Genomic DNA, 17,681 nt, shown 5'->3' on the forward strand with positions numbered 1-17,681 from the left:
GTTGGCCGACCGCACGCTGCGGTGTTCAATGACCTTGGTCGGTGATCGCGTTCGTCGCTTTCACTGCAAACCTATGCCGGGACGCGATGGTGGCAAACGGATCGGGGCATAAGTCCGAACCGTCCCGTCGCGCAATATGAAGCCCGTCGAAGTTGCGTCTGGTGTTTGTCAGGCAATCAACGGACACCGCGTCGGGGCAAACGCGAAGCCACTTTTGGGCGGTGGTGTCTTGAGCGAAAGAACGATGCTGACATCACAAGAATGAAGCCCCATGTCTGGGGTTCGGGAACCGCCGTGGCGCCGGCGATCGACGTGATTTGCAGAAGGTCGCCGGTCGACGCATCGCGAATGGATCCGATGTTGGTCAATTCACCGGTCTGCAAATCAATCGTTTGCAAGACAGATTCACCGGTGTTGCGGTCGACGGTAAATGCGTGTCCGCCGGACCCGAAGGTCAGCGCGTTGGCGGGTTCGCCGCTGAGCCAGGTTTGAAACGTTCCCAAACCGGTGGATGCATCCAATGTGAATAGCGCGCCCCGTTGATCGACGATGGGCTGGCTGGCATCGGGATCGCCGCTTTTCATGTACAGCGTTCCGTCGGGGGCGAACGCCAAGCCGACCTGATTGACATTCAAACCTGATGGTTGCATCGGAGCGATCGCGGCGGTGCTCGTGTCCAAGCGGACCAGTTGGCGACTGAGCGAACCGAATCCGGCAAAGCTGCCCTGCTGTAGCCAGGCGTAAAGGTTGCCGGACGAATCGAACGTCATGTCGGGGACACCAATCTGTGTGTCGCCGATCAGCATGGCCTGGCCGGTCTGGCTGTCCAGTTCCAACAGCTGCCCGCCGACTTGTGTGGTTCGGTCGTTGCGGTGGGCATAGATTCGGCCGGTCAGCGGGTGGACCGCCAATGCGCCGACGTTTTGAAAACCGGTCGGACCGATCATGGTCGCCATCCCGGTCGCCGCGTCGATGCGGTACAGCACCGATGACAGGTCACGGGCTTTACCATCGACCAGGACTTTGCCGCCGGTGATTCCGATCAGGTCGGCCAGGGCGGTTGGGCTTGCCGACAGGACGCAGGCCAACCACAAGCCGATCCATCCCGACGTCCGTACCGCCATCCATCCGTTGGTGTCCATTCGCATCCGATGCGACTCCTTCCTTCGATCGACCGCAAAATTGTCCGGCCCCTTACCTGATCGTTTCGCCGGAACGAACGATCAAGGTGCCGGGGGCAAGATCGATTGTTTGGGCGAACTGGGGCGAATCGTGATCGGATTGCGGTTTCGCGTAAAGCGGCAAATCTTGAAGCCTCCACTGAAGGACAGGGCTTCGGTTCCACCAGGGTGTTGCCGCTTTGATTTGGCCAAGATTCCAGATGCTTCGGCAGCGGCGGCAGGCGATTCGCGTCACCCGCGGCGGCGTGTCGGCAATGCTAGGCCGTCTGTTGAAGTTGCCGGGCGTAAGTGGTCAATCCCGCGCGGCACCGGACATCCAACTTCTTCATCAACCGAGCCCGATAGGTCTCGATCGTTTTCACACTGAGGAACAGCTTTTCGGCGATCTGCTTGTTGGTCATGCCGTCGGACAGCAATCCCAAGACCTCGCGTTCCCGAATGGACAACTGGTCGATGCGGTCTGCATCCGTGTCCACCGTCGTGGCGGGTCGCATGGGCTTGAGCAGCGACCGGTGCTGGGGGTGGCAAAAGAAATAGCGGCCTTCGGCGACCGACGTGATCGCACAGAACAGTTGTTCGAAGCTGAGCGTTTTATCGACCAGTCCGGCAACGCCCATCCGCAACAACGACGGATAGGATTGGGACGACACCTGATCGGACCAGACGATCACGCGGGCATCGCCGATCGTTTCGATCAGCGTTTGCAGTTGCGCCAACGCTTGGTCGTCGCGAAAGTCGGCATCCAACAGCACGACGTCGACGGATTGGTCGGTCAGCAATTGGGTGGCTTCTTGAAGGCCGCTTGCTTCGCCGACGATCGACACCAGGTCACGCGAGCACGCGGATCGGAATCCGAGTCGGACGAAGTCGTTGGCTTCGATCAAAAATAGAGTGGGGGGCATCGGTGATTCTCCGAAGGCAATGGTGAGGGTATGCCGTCCGGATCACTTCCGTTGGGGGCGAGGCCTGGGGGGGAGTGATCGTTGGGGGTGATCACACGTGATGGTGGACCTTGGGGTGGTCCAACGGTGCGTCCCGCTCCCTTGGAAGCGATTCGGCAAATGGTGAGGCTTTGCACAACCAACCGTTGCACCCGAATACCGCCGTGCCAGACAAAATCAGCAATTGCGGCCCGCCGCAAGCCGGTCGAACGACCGTTTGGGGGAATCTTGACGGTTCGGTTTGGCGCAATTTGAACCCTGTTGTCAGGGTGATATCGGGTGTGGGGCCCATTGTCGTGCCGTGTGTCAGGGGCGTTACCGAATCACCTGGCCGATGGCTTGTCGGGGTGGGGTGTGTTTCGGCTGGCCGGTCGGATTGGCTTTTTCGATGCACTCGACGGCGATGCGCACGAAAAAAGCCCCGGAATGCTGAAGCACTCCGGGGCTTTCTGGGTCAATCTGGTACGTGGCGGTCGACGCACGGGGGCGACGATCGCCGCGAGCGGGGAAACCTTACTCGCGCGGACGGATGGCGCCGGTCAGGCCGCTGTAATCCACTCGGTCGGTGTTGTGCCACAGGGGCTGGCCGAGTTCGACGCGACGACGCAGGACTTCGATCTTTTCGGGGCTACCGGCCGGAGCATCGGTGGGCTCAAAGCCGTCATCCTTGTGGGGGACGAAGTCTTCATCGTGACCGTAGCGAAGGATGGCTTCGAAAACGTTTTTGCAGTGGCTCATAAGCGTTGAACAAATCTTCCTTTGGGGCTTCTGCCGCGGGCTCTTTTCCGTGGCGATGCGGCGAAGTCGAGAGAAAGTCGGCGACGCCTTGATTCCTGGTTTCTCGGGCGTCGGTTTGGTTGGTTGGACGCCGTGATTATTGACGTCAACGGGGGACAGTCAAGAAAATTCCGTGAAGAGTGAAGACGCAAATACAGCGGACCGAGCCACCATTGGCGGCCAGATAAACTTTGTCGCTCGGGAAGAAACCAACGCCCGATGCGGATGGCTGTTGCGTTATGCCGAAAAATGGCTCTTCAAGTGTGGGAATTTTCCCCTACGCTCAAACCCAATGCTGAAATGCCCGTTGCAGTGGTTGACCGCAATGCGGGCCCGGCTGTCAACCGGATCTGACGTGTCGACGGGCACCGTGATAGGTTGCGGCGTGGAAATTGCCATAGAAAAAGCCGAGAATTTTTTCACCCTTGGCGGAAATCGTCACGGGACACGAGGGTTGAACGGGTCATGTGGGTACAAAAACGCATCACGCTGCCGGCAAAACGACGTGGTTTTCACCTGATCACGCACGACGTGTTGGCGGCCATTCCGGAGTTGTCACAGATCCGGGTGGGGATGATGCAGGTGTTCATTCGCCACACCAGCGCGTCGCTGACGATCAACGAGAACGCTGATCCGGATGTTCGTGTGGACTTTGAAACGGCGGTCAATCACATGGTTCCTGAAGACTTGCCGTATGTTCACACGCTGGAGGGGCCCGACGACATGCCCGCACATGTGAAGGCGTCCATGATGGGGGCCTCGTTGATCCTGCCGATTCGCGACGGTCGACCGGATCTGGGAACGTGGCAGGGAATCTATCTGTGCGAACACCGCGACCGCGGCGGGGCCAGGAACCTGACGATCACGGCGATGGGGGAATCGGGAGTGGGAGATTAGCGACGGTTTGGGGCCTGAATGCTGGCGCATCCAGCTACGGTTGGGGGGCGATGGTGGTTGGCTCAGGAAGGGGCACGAAAAAAGGCCACGACGTGGGCGTCGTGGCCTTGGAACGAGATCGCAATTGGACGATCGACGTTTCGCTGGGGCCGTTTAGGCTTCGTCCAGCAGGTCGACCGCCGCGAAAGCCTTACCTTCCAACATCGCCAGGCTGGCGCCACCGCCGGTGCTGACGTGGCTGACTTTGTCGCTGAAGCCCAGCTGTTCGACGGCCGCGGCGCTGTCACCACCGCCGATGATGCTGACGCTGTCGCTGTCGGCAACGGCTTGGGCGACCGCTTTGGTGCCTTCATCAAACGGGGGCATTTCGAACACACCCATCGGTCCGTTCCAGACCACGGTCTTGGATGACTTGATGACGTCGGCGTATTTCTTGGCGGTTTCCGGGCCGATGTCCAAGCCTTCGAAGCCTTCGGGGATCTCGCCGGCCGGGACGACTTTCTTGTTGCAGTCGCCGCTGAAGTCGTCGCCGCAGTGGGTGTCGACGGGCAGATGCAGTTTGTCGCCGCCCTTGGCGATCAATTCCTTTGCCAGATCGACCTTATCGGGTTCGACCAGGCTGCCGCCGACCTTGCCGTCTTGAGCCAGGCTGAACGTGTAGGCCATCGCACCGCCGATTAGCACGGCGTCGCAGATGCCCAACAGGTTGTTGATGACATTGATTTTGTCGCTGACCTTGGCACCACCCAGGATGGCGACGAACGGTCGACCGGGATCGCCGATGGCGTCGGAAAGGTACTGGATTTCTTTGGCGACCAAGTGGCCCACGACACGTGGCTTGCCAGCCATGGCTTCGGGGACGGCGACCATCGAGGCGTCTTTACGGTGGCAGGTGCCGAACGCGTCGTTGCAGTAGGCGTCGGCCATCGCGGCCAGTTCGCCGGCAAAGTCCGCATCGCCGCCTTTTTCGCCGGCGTTGAATCGCAGGTTTTCCAAGACGACGACATCACCGTCGCTCATTGCATCGACTTTGGCCTTGGCGTCGTCGCCGACGGTGTCGGAGGCAAAGGCGACGTTGCTGCCCAACAGTTCACCCAGGCGTTTGGCGGCCGGTGCCAGGCTGAACTTGCTGTCGCCCGCGTCGCCTTTGGGGCGTCCCAGGTGGCTCATCAAGATCAGCCGACCGCCGCGATCGACGACGCTTTTGATACTGGGCAGGGCCATGCGGATGCGACGGTCGTCGGTGATCGATTGTTGGTCATCCAAAGGCACGTTGAAATCGACCCGCATCAGAACTTTTTTTCCGGCAACGTCGATCTGATCAATGGTTTTCTTGGCCATCGCTAGCTTTGTGAAACAAGTGGGTGTGAAACGGTCGGGGGGCGGCCCCGCGAGTGTGCGTCGGCGGAATTATCCGCCAATCCGTTTCGATGCGGGAGGGGGGCCAATCGACGCGATTCGGGCCGGAATCTGGTCAATGGTGCCGACCCCGATTTGGTCGTCGCGACCCCTTTGATTGAACTTGGCGGCATAACCCGACCGAAGAAGAACACCATGCGTTGTACTGGGCACCCAGCCGGCTCGCCGCAACGCCCCGTGGCAGGTGGACCACGGACGAATCTCCAGCGGGGGACGCCAGTGGCGGGCCAGCGAAACGCCGAAAACGACCGTCGATCGTTGCGCATTCGTCTCGGGCGGATCATGCGTCACGCGTGTGCCACGCCGGTGGATGCCGGTGCGCTGCGTCGCGTGGTCGTTGCCGCTGGGGTGTGTTTGCTGATCGCCGCTTCGCTGGGTTCCGACGTGCCAGCGATGGCCAACGAGGGTTCCGGTGGCGGTTTGTTGTCGGCGTTGACGTCGCGGGAACGCCGCGAAGCGGTCGCCGCGTTGCCGTTGCAGCGGTTGACGCCGCAAGCGTCGCAGAGGATTCAGCGGATCACCGACAAGCCGACGATCTATCGCCGATTGCCCACCCAAGCGATCGCCTGTGATCGGGACATGTTTTTGTTCCTGACCCGCAACCCCGAAGTCTTGGTCGGCATGTGGGACCTGATGGACATCACCAAGGTCTCCGTTCGTCGCACCGGCGCCTATCAATTGGAAGCCCAGGACGGCAGCGGGACGACGTGCACGATCGATTTGGTGTACGGCGATTCGACGACGCACGTGTTTGTGGCGACGGGCCTGTACGACGGCAAGCTGACGACCAGTCCGGTGCGAGGCGAAGGCGTGTTCATGCTGCGAAGCAGTTACGCCAAAAACTCCAGCGGCGGAACCACGGTGACCGGAACGCTGGATTGCTTCATCAAGTTTGACGGCTTCGGCACCGATTTGCTCGCGCGAACGTTTTCCGGTCTGATCGGCAAATCGGCGGACGTGAACTTCATGGAGACGTCGCGATTTGTTGCGCAAGTCTCTCAGGCATCCGCGGTCAATCCCGGCGGCATGGTGGACGTCGCACGACGGTTGCCCCAAGTCGAAATGGAAACGAAGAAGCGTTTTGCGGGAACCATTTTGACGGTGGCGAAGCGTGCGGAGCTGGCGAAGGCGGGCGAGCGGAACGGACAGCCGCGGGTGTCGGCCGATGGCTCCAGGACCGCACAACGTTCCGGTCGCGGCGACAAACGCTGAAGCCGTTGAAGCATCGCCGTGCCGGTGACAAGCAATGCGCCGGTGACAAGCATCGCGCGGGCGGGTTTTCTTTCGGTGGCTTCGTCGAATCGCATTGGCGACGCCTGCGGTTCTGGTGAATCGATCGGCCGAATCACACCACCCCTGCGGTGCCGCGCAACACGAGCCCTGTGACGCGTGACTACAATCAGCGGCGGTCGTGATCGGTCATCGTACCGGCCGGCCGTTCCCACCATTGACGCCCATCTTCCCACCGGTGATCCCAGCATGCATCAGCGTTTGTTTTCCCCCGCGGCCGCGGCATTGGCGGCGTTGTTGGCCCTGACCGCTGCCACGTCGGACGCTCAATCGAACCAGGCCGATCAAGCCGAAAGCTATCGTTCGATCGGACGGATCGAACGACTGACCGATGCCGCCGCCGACGTGTTTTCCGATGACGCCAAAATCGAAGTCTTGGCCGACGGTTTGACTTGGTGCGAAGGCCCGGTTTGGGTGCCCGATGATGCGGGCGGGCATCTGCTGTTTTCGGACATCCCACGCAACACCATCTTTCGCTGGTCGGCAGGCGGTGGCATGGCGACCTTCATGCAACCCAGTGGTTACACCGGAGTCACCTATTATGGGTTGGAACCGGGGACCAACGGGCTGACTTTGGATCCGCAAGGTCGATTGACGATGTGTGAACACGGTGACCGGCGTGTCAGTGTGTTGACCCGTCGCGGCGGAAAGATGACGCTGGTCGATCGATTCGAAGGCAAGCGGCTGAACAGCCCCAACGATGCGGTGTTCGACAAAGCGGGGAATCTGTTCTTTACCGACCCGCCCTATGGATTGCCACAGCGGGCCGACGATCCGCGACGCGAGTTGGATTTTTGTGGCGTTTATCGTTTGAGCGCTGATGGCGATCTGTCGCTGTTGACCAAAGAATTGGATCGGCCCAACGGGATCGGTTTGTCACCGGATCAAAAGACGTTGTATGTGGCACAAAGCGATCCGGGACGCCCGATCTGGATGGCCTATCCCCTGGGTGACGACGGCACACTGGGTGATGGCAAGGTGTTGATGAATGCAACGCAGTTCATGAAAGAATACCCGGGGTTGCCCGACGGTTTGGCGGTGCATCCCAGCGGATTGATCTTCGGCAGCGGTCCCGGTGGCATCTATGTGATGAAACCGTCGGGCGACTTGATTGCCCGAATCATCACCGGCGGCCGGACCAGCAATTGCACGTTCGACGACACCCATGGGACGTTGTACATCACCGCCGATGACAAACTGTGCCGCGTGAAGATGAAGGCGGGAGGGTGAGCGGGTTTGCAGGAAGACAGTTTGCAGGAAGACAGGTTTGCGGGCGTCAGGTTGATAGGGACGCTGAGAACCTGAATCGCCCGCGGCCTTGATCTAGCTGTTGCTTGCGTACAGTTCGGCGAATTCGATCGCCCAGGTGTCGATCAGCTGGGCGAATTCGTCTTCGTCGACGTCCACCAAGTCGGCAAAGAAACTGCGATTGAAAATTTCCCGATTGGCCACCGTCCCCTTGGCTTTCATGTCCAGGACTTTGGCGTCGCTGAAGGGGCGGATGACGATCTCCAGGCGGCTGTACAGATTGGTCCGTCGGCCACCATCGATCTTCAAGTCGTCTCGGTAACAGGCGGTGCCCCAACCGTTTTCGCCGAACAGCGATTCCTGGCGAAAGCCGGGAAAGTGGTCGGCCACACCGGTGACGGCGCGCTCGATCCTGTCGGACAGGTTCAGCCGATAACTGGTGTGCAGACGCCGCAGTTCGTCTTCGCTGAGTTCTTTCTTGCGTTGCCGATCGGCCGCGGACTGTGCCCGTTTCTGGCCACGCTGGATGGCCGATTCCAATCGTGATCGAAAATCTCCACTGCTCATGCCGACGACGAATCCGAAGGGTTGTTGGGGTTGGTCGGGTCCGTCGTGGCGGCCGGTGAAGTGGCTTTTTCGGTGGCGGCGTCATCGCCGGGCGGTTGATTCGCTGGCGGCGCCGGATCGGCGGCCGGCGGATCGACTCGTTCGCTGGAATCAGCGGGCGGCTGCGAATCGGCGGGCGGCTGCGAATCAGCGGACGGCTGCGAATCAGCGGACGGCTGCGTGGTGTCAGCGGCATCGGACGCGACCGATTCAGGGGCCGTCGGGGCCGGGGCGTCCGGCTTGACCTCCGGCTTGGGCGGTTCGGGCGTGTCCTTTTGATAGAACTGCATCAGGTCGCCGAAGGAACGCAGCGGTTCGGCACCCTGCTTCATCGCGTCGGTGATCGGTGCCTTTTCCGGTTCGCTGCTGGTGACACGATAGACCTCGGGTTTGCGGTCACGAGAACGACCGCGGTCGCGTCCACCCGGTCGGCCGCCGGACCGTCCGCGGCCACCGCCACGATTGTCCGACGAACGGCCGCCGCCACCGCCGCGGTTCTCACCGCTGCGGCCGCGTTCGGATCCGCCGCGGTTGCCACCGCCCTTTTGACCACCGGCTTGGCCGCCACCGCGTCGTTGACCGCCACCGCGCGGGCCGCGGTCGTCGCGGCGACCACGCTGCTGTTGGCGTTCCTGTTCCAACTGGGCGACTCGTTGGGGGCTGATGGCGCTAAGCGCGACACGACGGCGTTTTTCGTCGATGCCGGTCACCCAACCGGTGATGACATCGCCGACCTGAACCGCTTCGTGCAAGTCTTCGACAAAGCCTTCGCTGATGCGGCTGACGTGGATCAGCCCGCTGCAGTCGGGGGCCAGTTCGACGAACACGCCGAACGGCATGACGCCGACGACCACGCCGATCACTTCGTCGCCTTCCTTCAAGGATTTCAGCGAAGGCATCGTGTTCAATACGGCCGGGCTGACACCGCTGGGGTCGCTGTCGCCGAACGGGTCGCACAGCCAATGAACGATCTGGTGCGAACGGTGACGTCCGACCTGCCATTCCTTGACACACTTGTCGACCTTGGCGGGCTCGGGCAGCGTTTGCCGGAACGGAGTGGCCGGTTGTGCGGCGGCCGCACTGTCGGATTCCGCTTCGGGTTGGGCATCGGATTCGGGCGATGCGTCGGCATCCGCCGAAGTTTCGGCGGTGGCATTGTCGTCGGAATCGGCCGGTGCTTCGGCGGTGGCTTCGGCTTCGGACGCTGATTCGGAATCGGCGGGCGAATTCGCGTCGGCTGTTGCTTCCGCGGCGGGCGGATCGACCACGGGCTGAGATTCGCCGGTGGCTTCGGCTTCGGCTTCCGGTGCAGCGTCAGATTCCGATTCGATCTTGGCCGCAAAGTTCTCCGTCTTTTCGTCCGGGACGGTTTCGAATGTTTCGACTTTCAAGCTGTCGTCGGCGACCGGCGTCTCCACGGGCTCGACCGGCTTTTCCGCGGGTTCATCTTCGAACGACGGGGCGGTGTATCCAGGCGGCTCGGCGGGCGGCAGTTCCAGTTCCAAGGCCTTGGCCAGCTTTTCAGCCAGGCCATAGTCGTCCGGATGGATCATCGTTCCATCCAGCGGCTGTGCGCTGCCGAAGACACGCAAAAACGGCAGTGCTTGGCGGCTGCTGACCAGCGAATCCCAGATGTCCAGTTCGGTCAATTCGGTGCGAGATCCGAACAGTTTTTCGCGACGACGTTGATCGATGGCCTTGGCGATCGCTTCGTTCATGCCGGGCAGTCGGCTGAGCCAAGTCACCGGCGCGCCGTTGGCATCGATCCCGCCACGCGACGCACCGCTGATCATCACGTCACGCAGGGCGCCGGACAGCGTGTCGTCGGACAGTTCACGCTGGAACGATCCCAACCGCAGCTTCAGCGGATCGACCTTGGCCAACGCTTGGGCCGGAGTGACGACCGAGAAAGCGATCCACGATGCGGCGCGGAAACGCCGTGGGGTCGCCTTCATTTCTTGATCTGCCACCGGGCCGCTGGCGTAAGCATCGGCGCCGTTGCGATCGGCCAGCGTCCAGTGGATCGACTTCTCGGGCGACTGTTCGATCAAGTCACCGATGGCGGCCAGGCTGGCACGGCGGGCCGGGCCATTGCTGACCACGATCAGGTCGACGCCGTAGGTGTGGATCAGTTCGCCCATCTTCAGCACGGCTTGCGACCGCAGCGATTTGGACAACTGACATGGGATGTCTTCGTGATGCAGCACCCGTCCGTCACTGGAAACGATCGCGGTTGCCGCGGTGCGTGGTCCGACGGCATCGATCGACATCACGACCTTGGCATCCACGCCGCCACGGTTGACGCTGCGACGCAGATTGTCGGCGGCGATCCCGACCAGACGTGTGGATGCTTGTTCCTGCAATTCATCCCACCAAGCGGACTCGGCCGCTTCGCGGATGTTGGCTTCGTGGATCAGGACCGTTTCACGCAGCTTGGCTTCCAGTTGGCGATTCAGCGCCATTGCCGATCGCTGAATTTCGTCCACCAGCTTTTTCGCGTCGTACTCGAATGAGCACACGGCGACTTGGCTGCGCAAGGCACGAGCCAACATCACGATCTGGAACGAACTGAGCTTCGACGGCGGCAGTCGTTTGCCCTGCAAAGGCTTCAGCACACCGACCAACCAACGTCGTCGGCGCTGACGTGGCGAAACCTTCTTCGTCTTTTTCGTCACCGGAACCGGCGTCGGGTCGGTGACCTCGGGCGAAGCCGGCTTGTTCTGTGGGGGTTTGGGGGCGGCAGGTGACGGGGCGGCAGGTGACGGGGCGACAGGGACCGGGTCGGCAGGTGACGGGTCGACGGGTGAAGGGTCGGCAGCGGTCGGGGTTTCGGAGGCCGGGGCTGCAGGCGGTGGGTCGGCCGGGGCTGCGGGGTCGGCGTTTGGCGTTTCCGGTGCGGGAGCGGCGACAACCGTTTCGGCGGTGACCTGTTCCGCAGCGACCGGTGCTTCGGTCGCTGGAGTTTCGCTTGACGGGCTTTCGGTCGCTGGGCTTTCAGTCGCTGGGCTTTCAGTCGCTGGGCTTTCGGTCGTTGGGGCCACAGCGACCTGTTCGCCCGCCACCTGCTCACCCGTAACCTGGCTACCCGTCTCCTTCTGGTTTTCCTTTTGATCCTTGCCTTTGCGACCCTTTTTCTTTTCCTCCGGCTCGTCGCCGCCGTGGGGGTCGTGGACTTGAGAGATATGAATGCGGGAGTTCTTGGCCAGCCAGCGGACGGCGGCGTTGATCACCCGCGGATCCCCACACAGACGTTTCGCCAGCGCGTTGTCCAAACCGGCAACGGCCGCTTCGACTTGGTCCGCTTCGATTCCATCGACTTTGCCGGCGATGGAGGCGATGTCATCACCGTCGCCTTTGCGGGGATTCAAGATCCGAGCAGCCAAGCGAGTCGAAGGATCGACTTTTTCGCCCAGTTCCGATTTCACGCGACGAGCCAACCGGTCCAGCAATCGTTTGCTGGCCGCTTTTTCAACCGCTTTCCCCAGTGCCGGATCGGTCAGCTCGCTGGTCTTCCACGATTGCACCAATTCTTCGCGGCGTCGCTGCAGTTCAAGATCCGATTGGACGGCGTGGGACAGGTGCCACAGCGACGCTTCGTCGATGTCCCCCAGTTCATCCCGGCGGTACCGCGCCAGATAAGGCGGGGTGTATCCCTGTTCCAGCAAGGGCAGGGCGATTCGCAAACTAGCAGTTTCGCAACGCCCGCGGCGGGCAATTGCCTCCAGATCGACAGTCATGATCGGTCGGTCTCAATCGAGCGGTCCGATGCGGCCGAAGACGCATCGCGACGCAGTTGAAGTTGATGTCTACTTGCACCATCACCGACGAGTCCAAGAACCCTGGGGGGCTCCAGTTGCGCCGTGAGTGCAGTAAACGGCGGAGAATATGACCGCTGCGCAGGACTGTCAACCGAGACGATCGCTGACGACGCGGCTTCGGCGGCCGCCGAGACCTCGACAGGATTACCGATCCGGTTTGTCTTGCCCAAGTTGAAACGGCGGCCCGCCCGATATCCGAGCGGCGACTCGGTCCACCCATTGTTGGGCCTGATCGTCGTCATCGATCTGTCGGCCGGGCAGATCCGTCAGCTCGGTAAACGATCGAAACCAAGTCTCCTGTCGACGTGCCATCTGGCGGGTGCGTGCGGCGATCTGTTGGACGATTTCCTCCGGCGGTCGCCTCGGCCAAGCGTCGGGATCGTCCGCCGACAGGTTCTCTTCTTCCGCCCACTGCAGAATCTCTCGATAACCCACCGCGCTGGCCGCCGTCCGAGAGAGTGTCGGGAATCGCTGTGCCAAACGGCGGACTTCGGCGACCCAGCCGGCATCGAACATCGCTTCGACGCGGGCGTTGATTCGCTGGTGAATTTCCGTGCGATCACGCCGAACGACCAGGGCCGCACACTGATCGGCGTCACGCACGGTGTCGAATTGCTGTTGGCGGTGGCTGAGCGGTTGCCCGGTCAGCTTGGCGACTTCCAATGCCCGGATCATGCGCCGCGAATCGTTGGCGTCGATCCGAGACGCCGACAACGGATCGACCTGCCACAGACGATTCCGCAACGCGTCGACGCCGTGCCGTGCGAGGTCCTCTTCGACCTGGCGACGAAAATCCCAATCGGCCGGCGGCCCCGGATCAAAGCCTCGCAAGACGCCCTTCAAAAACATCGGCGTCCCGCCGACAAAGATCGGAACCCGGCCACGATCCAGAACGGCATCGACCACGCGATGGGCCGCATCCAAGTACCGCGCGACACTGTAGTCATCGTCCGGATCGACCTGATCGATCAAGTGGTGGGGCAGCGCGGCTTGATCGTCCGCGTCGGGCTTGGCGGTGCCGATGTCCATGCCGCGATAGACCGCGATGGAATCCAGCGACAAGATTTCACCGCCGACCTGCCGGGCCAAACGCATGGCGATGCGGCTTTTGCCCGTCGCCGTCGCACCGGTCACAAAGACGGCTCGATCGATCAGCGGCGGATAGGGGCGGTCTTCGGCGGCGTCCAAGATCTTCGGTGCGGTTCGTCGTAGGGTGGTCGTCCGTCGGTCGGCCGGTCGTCCACCGGTGCTCTGGTGGTGTCGTTCGATGGTCTAGGAAAAGTCTAAGTAGACCCTACAAATCGACCAGTCCCTCCGTCGGACGGATCGAAGCGATCAATCCGCACCGGAATCCCGACGTTTTGAATGCCGTTGGGCACGCCGCGTGGTACGATCGATCGAGGCATTCGACGGCGTCTGCGCGGGCGTCCGTTTCATCCATCGCCGAACGATCACACCCATGGGCATCACCTACTTTCGACGATTCCGAATGGAATTCGATCTGGCCGCCGGCGTGCCCGAATCGCCTCCGCTGCCGTTCGGATACGAACTGGTTCCCTACAGCGATGCCCTGGTCCGCGAACATGCGACCGCCAAGTTCGACAGTTTCCGCAGCGAGCTGGATGCGGACGTGTTTCCGTGTCTGTCACGGCAAGACGGTTGTTTGCGTCTGATGCGTGAAATCGTCAGCCGCGCGGCTTTCGTCCCGGAGGCGACTTGGTTGTTGCGGCATCGGGATCCGGCCAGTGGGCGTCAAAGCCCGGTGGGCACGATCCAAGGATTGTCGGTCGACGGCTGGGGTGCAGTTCAAAACCTGGGGGTCGTCGGGGATCACCGTGGCAAAGGCCTGGGCAGTCTGTTGCTGTTGAAGGCGGCTGCCGGATTCGCCGTCACAGGCATCCGCCGCATGCACTTGGAAGTCACCACCGATAACGCGGCGGCTGTCCGGTTGTATGAAAAGCTGGGCTTCAAAAAAGCGGACGTGGTTTACAAAGCGGCTGATATCGTCGGCGCTTGATCCAAGCCCATTTCTGACCCGCAATTCCGGCCGCCACCGATTGGCGACACAAGCCGGCCAAGCACCCCGTGTGGACGACACGAACCAGCGATAGCCGTTTTGTTTCCTGTCAGCTAAGTTGGCGCTAACGCACGGATCGCTCATCGCTGATACGTCTATCTTCCACGTCGACGATTCGGCCGAACCCGTCCACGTCCGTCGCTTCCCATCGATCTTTTATTCAGGCATCCGCACCGCAATGTCCGAACCCGCCGCCGCACCGCTGCAGCTCAGCTCCGTCCAACCCGCACCGCCCGACGCGATCCTGGGTTTGACCGAATCCTTCTTGGCCGATCCTCGTGCGGACAAGATGAACCTGACGGTCGGCGTTTACAAAGACGACAGCGGGATCACTCCGATCATGCGGGCGGTCAAACAGGCCGAACAGATCTTGATCGAAGGCGAAAAGACCAAAGGCTATCTGCCGATCGATGGCATGGCCGACTATCGCGACGCGGTCCGCGATATGGTCTTTGACGGCAAAGTTCCCAACGAACGGGCCGCCGTCGTTCAGGCACCCGGCGGTACCGGTGCGCTGCGTGTGTCGGCCGAATTTCTGGCCGACCAGTTTGCCCGGCCACGGGTCTTTTTGCCCACGCCGACTTGGGCCAACCACGGTGCGATCATGACCGCCGCTGGTTTGGAAGCCGTGTCGTATCGTTATCTATCAGCGGACAAGACATCGTTGGATCTGACCGGCATGCTGGACGACCTGTCGGCAAACGCGCGACCGGGCGACGTGATTTTGCTGCACGCGTGTTGTCATAATCCATCGGGTGTCGACCCGGACGCCCAGCAATGGGAACAGATCGCCGCGCGGATCACCGAGCTGAAACTGTTCCCCCTGATCGACTTTGCCTATCAAGGTTTCGGCGACGGATTGGCCGAAGACAGCGTGGGGCTGCACACGATGCTGCGTCACGTTCCGGAATGTTTGGTATGCAGTTCCTTCAGCAAGAATTTTGGACTGTACAGCGAACGTACCGGCGCGGTCGTGATGATGGCCGCCGATCAGGCCGCCGCGTCCGCATCGGTCAGCCAAATCAAACGGCTGGTGCGATGCAACTACAGCAATCCACCACGCCATGGTGCGTCGATCGTGGCGACGATCCTGGGCGACGAAGCGCTACGCCGGGCGTGGAAGTCGGAATTGATGGAAATGCGTCAGCGGATTCATCGGCTTCGCGAATCGTTCGTCAAAGGGATGAAAGAAGTCGCGCCGGATCGCGATTATTCGTTCCTGCTTTCGCAAAAAGGCATGTTCAGCTTTAGCGGCCTGTCGCCCATGCAGGTCGACCAACTGCGCACCGAGCATGGCATCTATCTTGTCGGCAGCGGGCGCATCAATGTCGCCGGAATGGCCGAAGACCGCATCGACTGGTTGTGCGAAAAGGTCGCGGCGGTGCTGTAAAAGCCGATCGATTCGGTCGCACTTTCATGCATCACCGGCGCCGGACGCCTACACTGGAGTCGGTGGCGAAGTAACGTCACCGTTGTGTTTCGGGCATAGGCCGACGCGGCCTGCCCCGGCAACTGTGTCCCGTGTGCGCCCCATTGCAAAAAGGGATCGAATCGATGTCCCAGCGGAATCATCCGGCCGAGTCCGAATCTCAAAGGGCTCCGTCAAACCAGTCCCAGCGATGCAGCCGGCGTTCCCTGCTGACCGCCACCGCCGCGTTGTCGGCCGGCACCATGCACGCCGGTGCCGCGATCGGCGCCGAATCGGAATCAGCGTCGGCTCCGATCGACAACGATGTGCCTTCGCCGCCGCAGATCCAGCTGGGAAACACCGGCATCACCATGTCTCGTGTCGGCCAGGGTACGGGGATGCACGGTGGCAATCGACAATCGGACCACACCCGGCAGGGCTTCGAAAAATTGGTGGCGCTACTGAACCACGCTTATGATCGCGGCGTGACCTTCTTTGACTTGGCCGATCTGTACGGTTCGCACGTTTACTTTCGCGAAGCCCTGCGGACGATCCCACGCGACAAAGTGACGGTCCTTTCCAAACTGTGGACTCGCTATGACGGTCCCTTTGAAAAGATCGCGCCGTCGCATCGCAAACAGGCCGCCAAGACGACGATCGAACGATTCTGTCACGAGATCGCCACCGACCATTTGGACATCTTGCTGTTGCACTGCATGACCACGCCGGATTGGTCCGAACAGTTGCAGCCGTACATGGAAGCGTTTGACGAAGCGAAGAAGTCGGGAAAGCTCCGCGCGGTCGGCGTTTCCTGTCACAACTTGGAAGCTCTCAAGATCGCAAGTCGGTCCGATTGGGTCGACGTCATCTTGGCTCGCATCAATCCGCACGGCGCCAAAATGGATGGCAAGGTCGATGATGTTGTGTCCGTGCTGACCGAGGCTCGTAAGAACGGCAAAGCGATCATCGGGATGAAGATCTATGGCGAAGGCACGTTGGCCGACAAAGCCGACGAATGCATCCGGTTCGCCCAGTCCAACGGGCTGCTGGACACGATGACCGTCGGCGCCGAAACACCCGAGCAGATGGATCAAACCCTGCGGCTGATCGCCAAGTACCCCGCCGCCCCATTGATCACGCCGTAGGTCAGATCTGTAGTCATGCTGTGCGTGACGATAGATAGATTGGCAGTTAGTTGCATGACAGTTCCGAAAGCCCAGACGTGACCGGCCGCGTCTCTATCCACCGACTCAATCGGGAATGATGCCTGAATACCGCAGGGCCTTCGTGCCCGGAGGTACGTTCTTTTTCACGGTCGTCACGTATCAGCGACAACCAACGTTTGCGGATCCCACGGCAGTGACGCTTCTGGGCAACGTCTTGCGGCAATGTGCAAGTCGTTGGCCGCTCGATGTCGTCGCCATCGTGTGGTTACCGGACCACTGGCATTCGATTTGGTCGCTTCCACCTGGCGATGACCAGTACTCAAAGCGTCTGGGGTGGATCAAGAAGGAGTTTACCAAACGTTGGCTGGTCGCCGGTGGATCGAGCCAACCGGTATCCACGGGGAAGCAGCGTCAAAGACGGCGAGGCGTTTGGCAGCCTCGGTTCTGGGAGCACACCATTGAAGGCGAGACGGATTTTCAAAGCCATTTCGACTACATCCACTGGAATCCGGTGAAGCACGGGTACGTCAAGTGTGCCAAAGACTGGCCGCACACCAGTTTCCATCGTTGGGTCAAGCAGGGCGTGTATCCCGATCACTGGGGCTGTTTTACCGACGAGAACAATCAGACGCCCGAAACCGTTCGTAGGATTCGTGAAGCCGGCGAACCGTAGGTCATGCTCCGCATGACAAATCCCTGTCGGATCGTCCACACCGTCATGCACAGCATGACCTACGTGTGCATTGAACTGTCGCCGTCGAGTCTTTGCTCCGGTGCAACAGCGTGTATGGCCGTAGGTCATGCTCCGCATGACAAGTGCATCTCGGATCGCCTCCACCGTCATGCACAGCAT

14 protein-coding genes are annotated in these 17,681 nt (G+C 61.1%); 8 read left to right on the forward strand and 6 right to left on the reverse strand.

The annotated features are described in order from the left end of the window. Window positions 1–176: 176 nt before the first annotated feature. Together HFP54_RS16835 and HFP54_RS16840 are read right to left on the reverse strand one after the other, a co-directional pair. Window positions 177–1,148 (reverse strand): NHL repeat-containing protein, encoded by a 972-nt coding sequence (locus tag HFP54_RS16835; RefSeq protein ID WP_168566054.1) that lies wholly within the window; start codon window positions 1,146–1,148, stop codon window positions 177–179. 290 nt (window positions 1,149–1,438) lie between these two features. Next, a complete protein-coding gene (locus HFP54_RS16840; protein ID WP_168566055.1) occupies window positions 1,439–2,083 on the reverse strand; it encodes a helix-turn-helix transcriptional regulator in 645 nt (214 codons plus the stop codon). 393 nt (window positions 2,084–2,476) lie between these two features. Between HFP54_RS16840 and HFP54_RS25280 the strand changes: the two genes are divergently transcribed. Beyond that, complete coding sequence (locus HFP54_RS25280) at window positions 2,477–2,869, forward strand: hypothetical protein (RefSeq protein WP_206036268.1); 393 nt, start codon at window positions 2,477–2,479, stop codon at window positions 2,867–2,869. Between the two features lie 495 nt (window positions 2,870–3,364). Next, on the forward strand, window positions 3,365–3,796 hold the full coding sequence (locus tag HFP54_RS16850; RefSeq protein ID WP_168566056.1) for a secondary thiamine-phosphate synthase enzyme YjbQ: 432 nt from the start codon (window positions 3,365–3,367) through the stop codon (window positions 3,794–3,796). Between the two features lie 153 nt (window positions 3,797–3,949). Here the strand turns inward: HFP54_RS16850 and HFP54_RS16855 are convergent, their stop codons facing one another. Next, window positions 3,950–5,137 carry a phosphoglycerate kinase gene (locus HFP54_RS16855; protein WP_146414689.1) on the reverse strand — a complete coding sequence of 396 codons (1,188 nt, stop codon included), beginning with the start codon at window positions 5,135–5,137 and terminating at the stop codon, window positions 3,950–3,952. 360 nt (window positions 5,138–5,497) lie between these two features. On the opposite strand from HFP54_RS16855, the gene HFP54_RS16860 reads away from it, so the two are divergent. After that, window positions 5,498–6,427, forward strand: a complete 930-nt coding sequence (locus tag HFP54_RS16860) for a hypothetical protein (RefSeq protein ID WP_168566057.1) — start codon at window positions 5,498–5,500, stop codon at window positions 6,425–6,427. A 177-nt stretch (window positions 6,428–6,604) separates the two neighbouring features. Next, a complete protein-coding gene (locus HFP54_RS16865; RefSeq protein ID WP_315853921.1) occupies window positions 6,605–7,735 on the forward strand; it encodes an SMP-30/gluconolactonase/LRE family protein in 1,131 nt (376 codons plus the stop codon). A gap of 93 nt (window positions 7,736–7,828) precedes the next feature. On the opposite strand, the gene HFP54_RS16870 is transcribed toward HFP54_RS16865, so the two are convergent. From HFP54_RS16870 to miaA, 3 genes are all read right to left on the reverse strand, one after another. Beyond that, window positions 7,829–8,320: a hypothetical protein gene (locus tag HFP54_RS16870; RefSeq protein WP_146414687.1), complete on the reverse strand. Its 492-nt coding sequence runs from the start codon at window positions 8,318–8,320 to the stop codon at window positions 7,829–7,831. Beyond that, window positions 8,317–12,096 carry a S1 RNA-binding domain-containing protein gene (locus tag HFP54_RS16875; protein ID WP_168566058.1) on the reverse strand — a complete coding sequence of 1,260 codons (3,780 nt, stop codon included), beginning with the start codon at window positions 12,094–12,096 and terminating at the stop codon, window positions 8,317–8,319. The genes HFP54_RS16870 and HFP54_RS16875 overlap by 4 nt, the downstream gene beginning before the upstream one ends. Before the next feature lie 225 nt (window positions 12,097–12,321). After that, a complete protein-coding gene (gene miaA, locus HFP54_RS16880; RefSeq protein ID WP_168566059.1) occupies window positions 12,322–13,365 on the reverse strand; it encodes a tRNA (adenosine(37)-N6)-dimethylallyltransferase MiaA in 1,044 nt (347 codons plus the stop codon). 271 nt (window positions 13,366–13,636) lie between these two features. On the opposite strand from miaA, the gene HFP54_RS16885 reads away from it, so the two are divergent. The 4 genes from HFP54_RS16885 (at window position 13,637) to HFP54_RS16900 (ending at window position 17,501) form a co-directional block, all read left to right on the forward strand. Next, window positions 13,637–14,194 (forward strand): GNAT family N-acetyltransferase, encoded by a 558-nt coding sequence (locus HFP54_RS16885; protein ID WP_146414684.1) that lies wholly within the window; start codon window positions 13,637–13,639, stop codon window positions 14,192–14,194. A 238-nt stretch (window positions 14,195–14,432) separates the two neighbouring features. Beyond that, window positions 14,433–15,644 carry an amino acid aminotransferase gene (locus tag HFP54_RS16890; protein WP_168566060.1) on the forward strand — a complete coding sequence of 404 codons (1,212 nt, stop codon included), beginning with the start codon at window positions 14,433–14,435 and terminating at the stop codon, window positions 15,642–15,644. A 164-nt stretch (window positions 15,645–15,808) separates the two neighbouring features. Further along, window positions 15,809–16,807 carry an aldo/keto reductase gene (locus HFP54_RS16895; RefSeq protein ID WP_168566061.1) on the forward strand — a complete coding sequence of 333 codons (999 nt, stop codon included), beginning with the start codon at window positions 15,809–15,811 and terminating at the stop codon, window positions 16,805–16,807. A gap of 115 nt (window positions 16,808–16,922) precedes the next feature. After that, complete coding sequence (locus HFP54_RS16900; protein WP_206036269.1) at window positions 16,923–17,501, forward strand: REP-associated tyrosine transposase; 579 nt, start codon at window positions 16,923–16,925, stop codon at window positions 17,499–17,501. The last annotated feature ends 180 nt before the right edge of the window (window positions 17,502–17,681 follow it).

This window comes from Crateriforma spongiae, from assembly GCF_012290005.1.
Lineage (GTDB): Bacteria > Planctomycetota > Planctomycetia > Pirellulales > Pirellulaceae > Crateriforma > Crateriforma spongiae.

Coding starts and splice junctions, on each gene's coding strand:
- HFP54_RS16835 (WP_168566054.1), bottom strand. CDS start 1,148: ATGCGAATGGACACCAACGGATGGATGGCGGTACGGACGTCGGGATGG.
- HFP54_RS16840 (WP_168566055.1), bottom strand. CDS start 2,083: ATGCCCCCCACTCTATTTTTGATCGAAGCCAACGACTTCGTCCGACTC.
- HFP54_RS16850 (WP_168566056.1), top strand. CDS start 3,365: ATGTGGGTACAAAAACGCATCACGCTGCCGGCAAAACGACGTGGTTTT.
- HFP54_RS16855 (WP_146414689.1), bottom strand. CDS start 5,137: ATGGCCAAGAAAACCATTGATCAGATCGACGTTGCCGGAAAAAAAGTT.
- HFP54_RS16860 (WP_168566057.1), top strand. CDS start 5,498: ATGCGTCACGCGTGTGCCACGCCGGTGGATGCCGGTGCGCTGCGTCGC.
- HFP54_RS16870 (WP_146414687.1), bottom strand. CDS start 8,320: ATGAGCAGTGGAGATTTTCGATCACGATTGGAATCGGCCATCCAGCGT.
- HFP54_RS16875 (WP_168566058.1), bottom strand. CDS start 12,096: ATGACTGTCGATCTGGAGGCAATTGCCCGCCGCGGGCGTTGCGAAACT.
- HFP54_RS16885 (WP_146414684.1), top strand. CDS start 13,637: ATGGGCATCACCTACTTTCGACGATTCCGAATGGAATTCGATCTGGCC.
- HFP54_RS16890 (WP_168566060.1), top strand. CDS start 14,433: ATGTCCGAACCCGCCGCCGCACCGCTGCAGCTCAGCTCCGTCCAACCC.
- HFP54_RS16895 (WP_168566061.1), top strand. CDS start 15,809: ATGTCCCAGCGGAATCATCCGGCCGAGTCCGAATCTCAAAGGGCTCCG.
- HFP54_RS16900 (WP_206036269.1), top strand. CDS start 16,923: ATGATGCCTGAATACCGCAGGGCCTTCGTGCCCGGAGGTACGTTCTTT.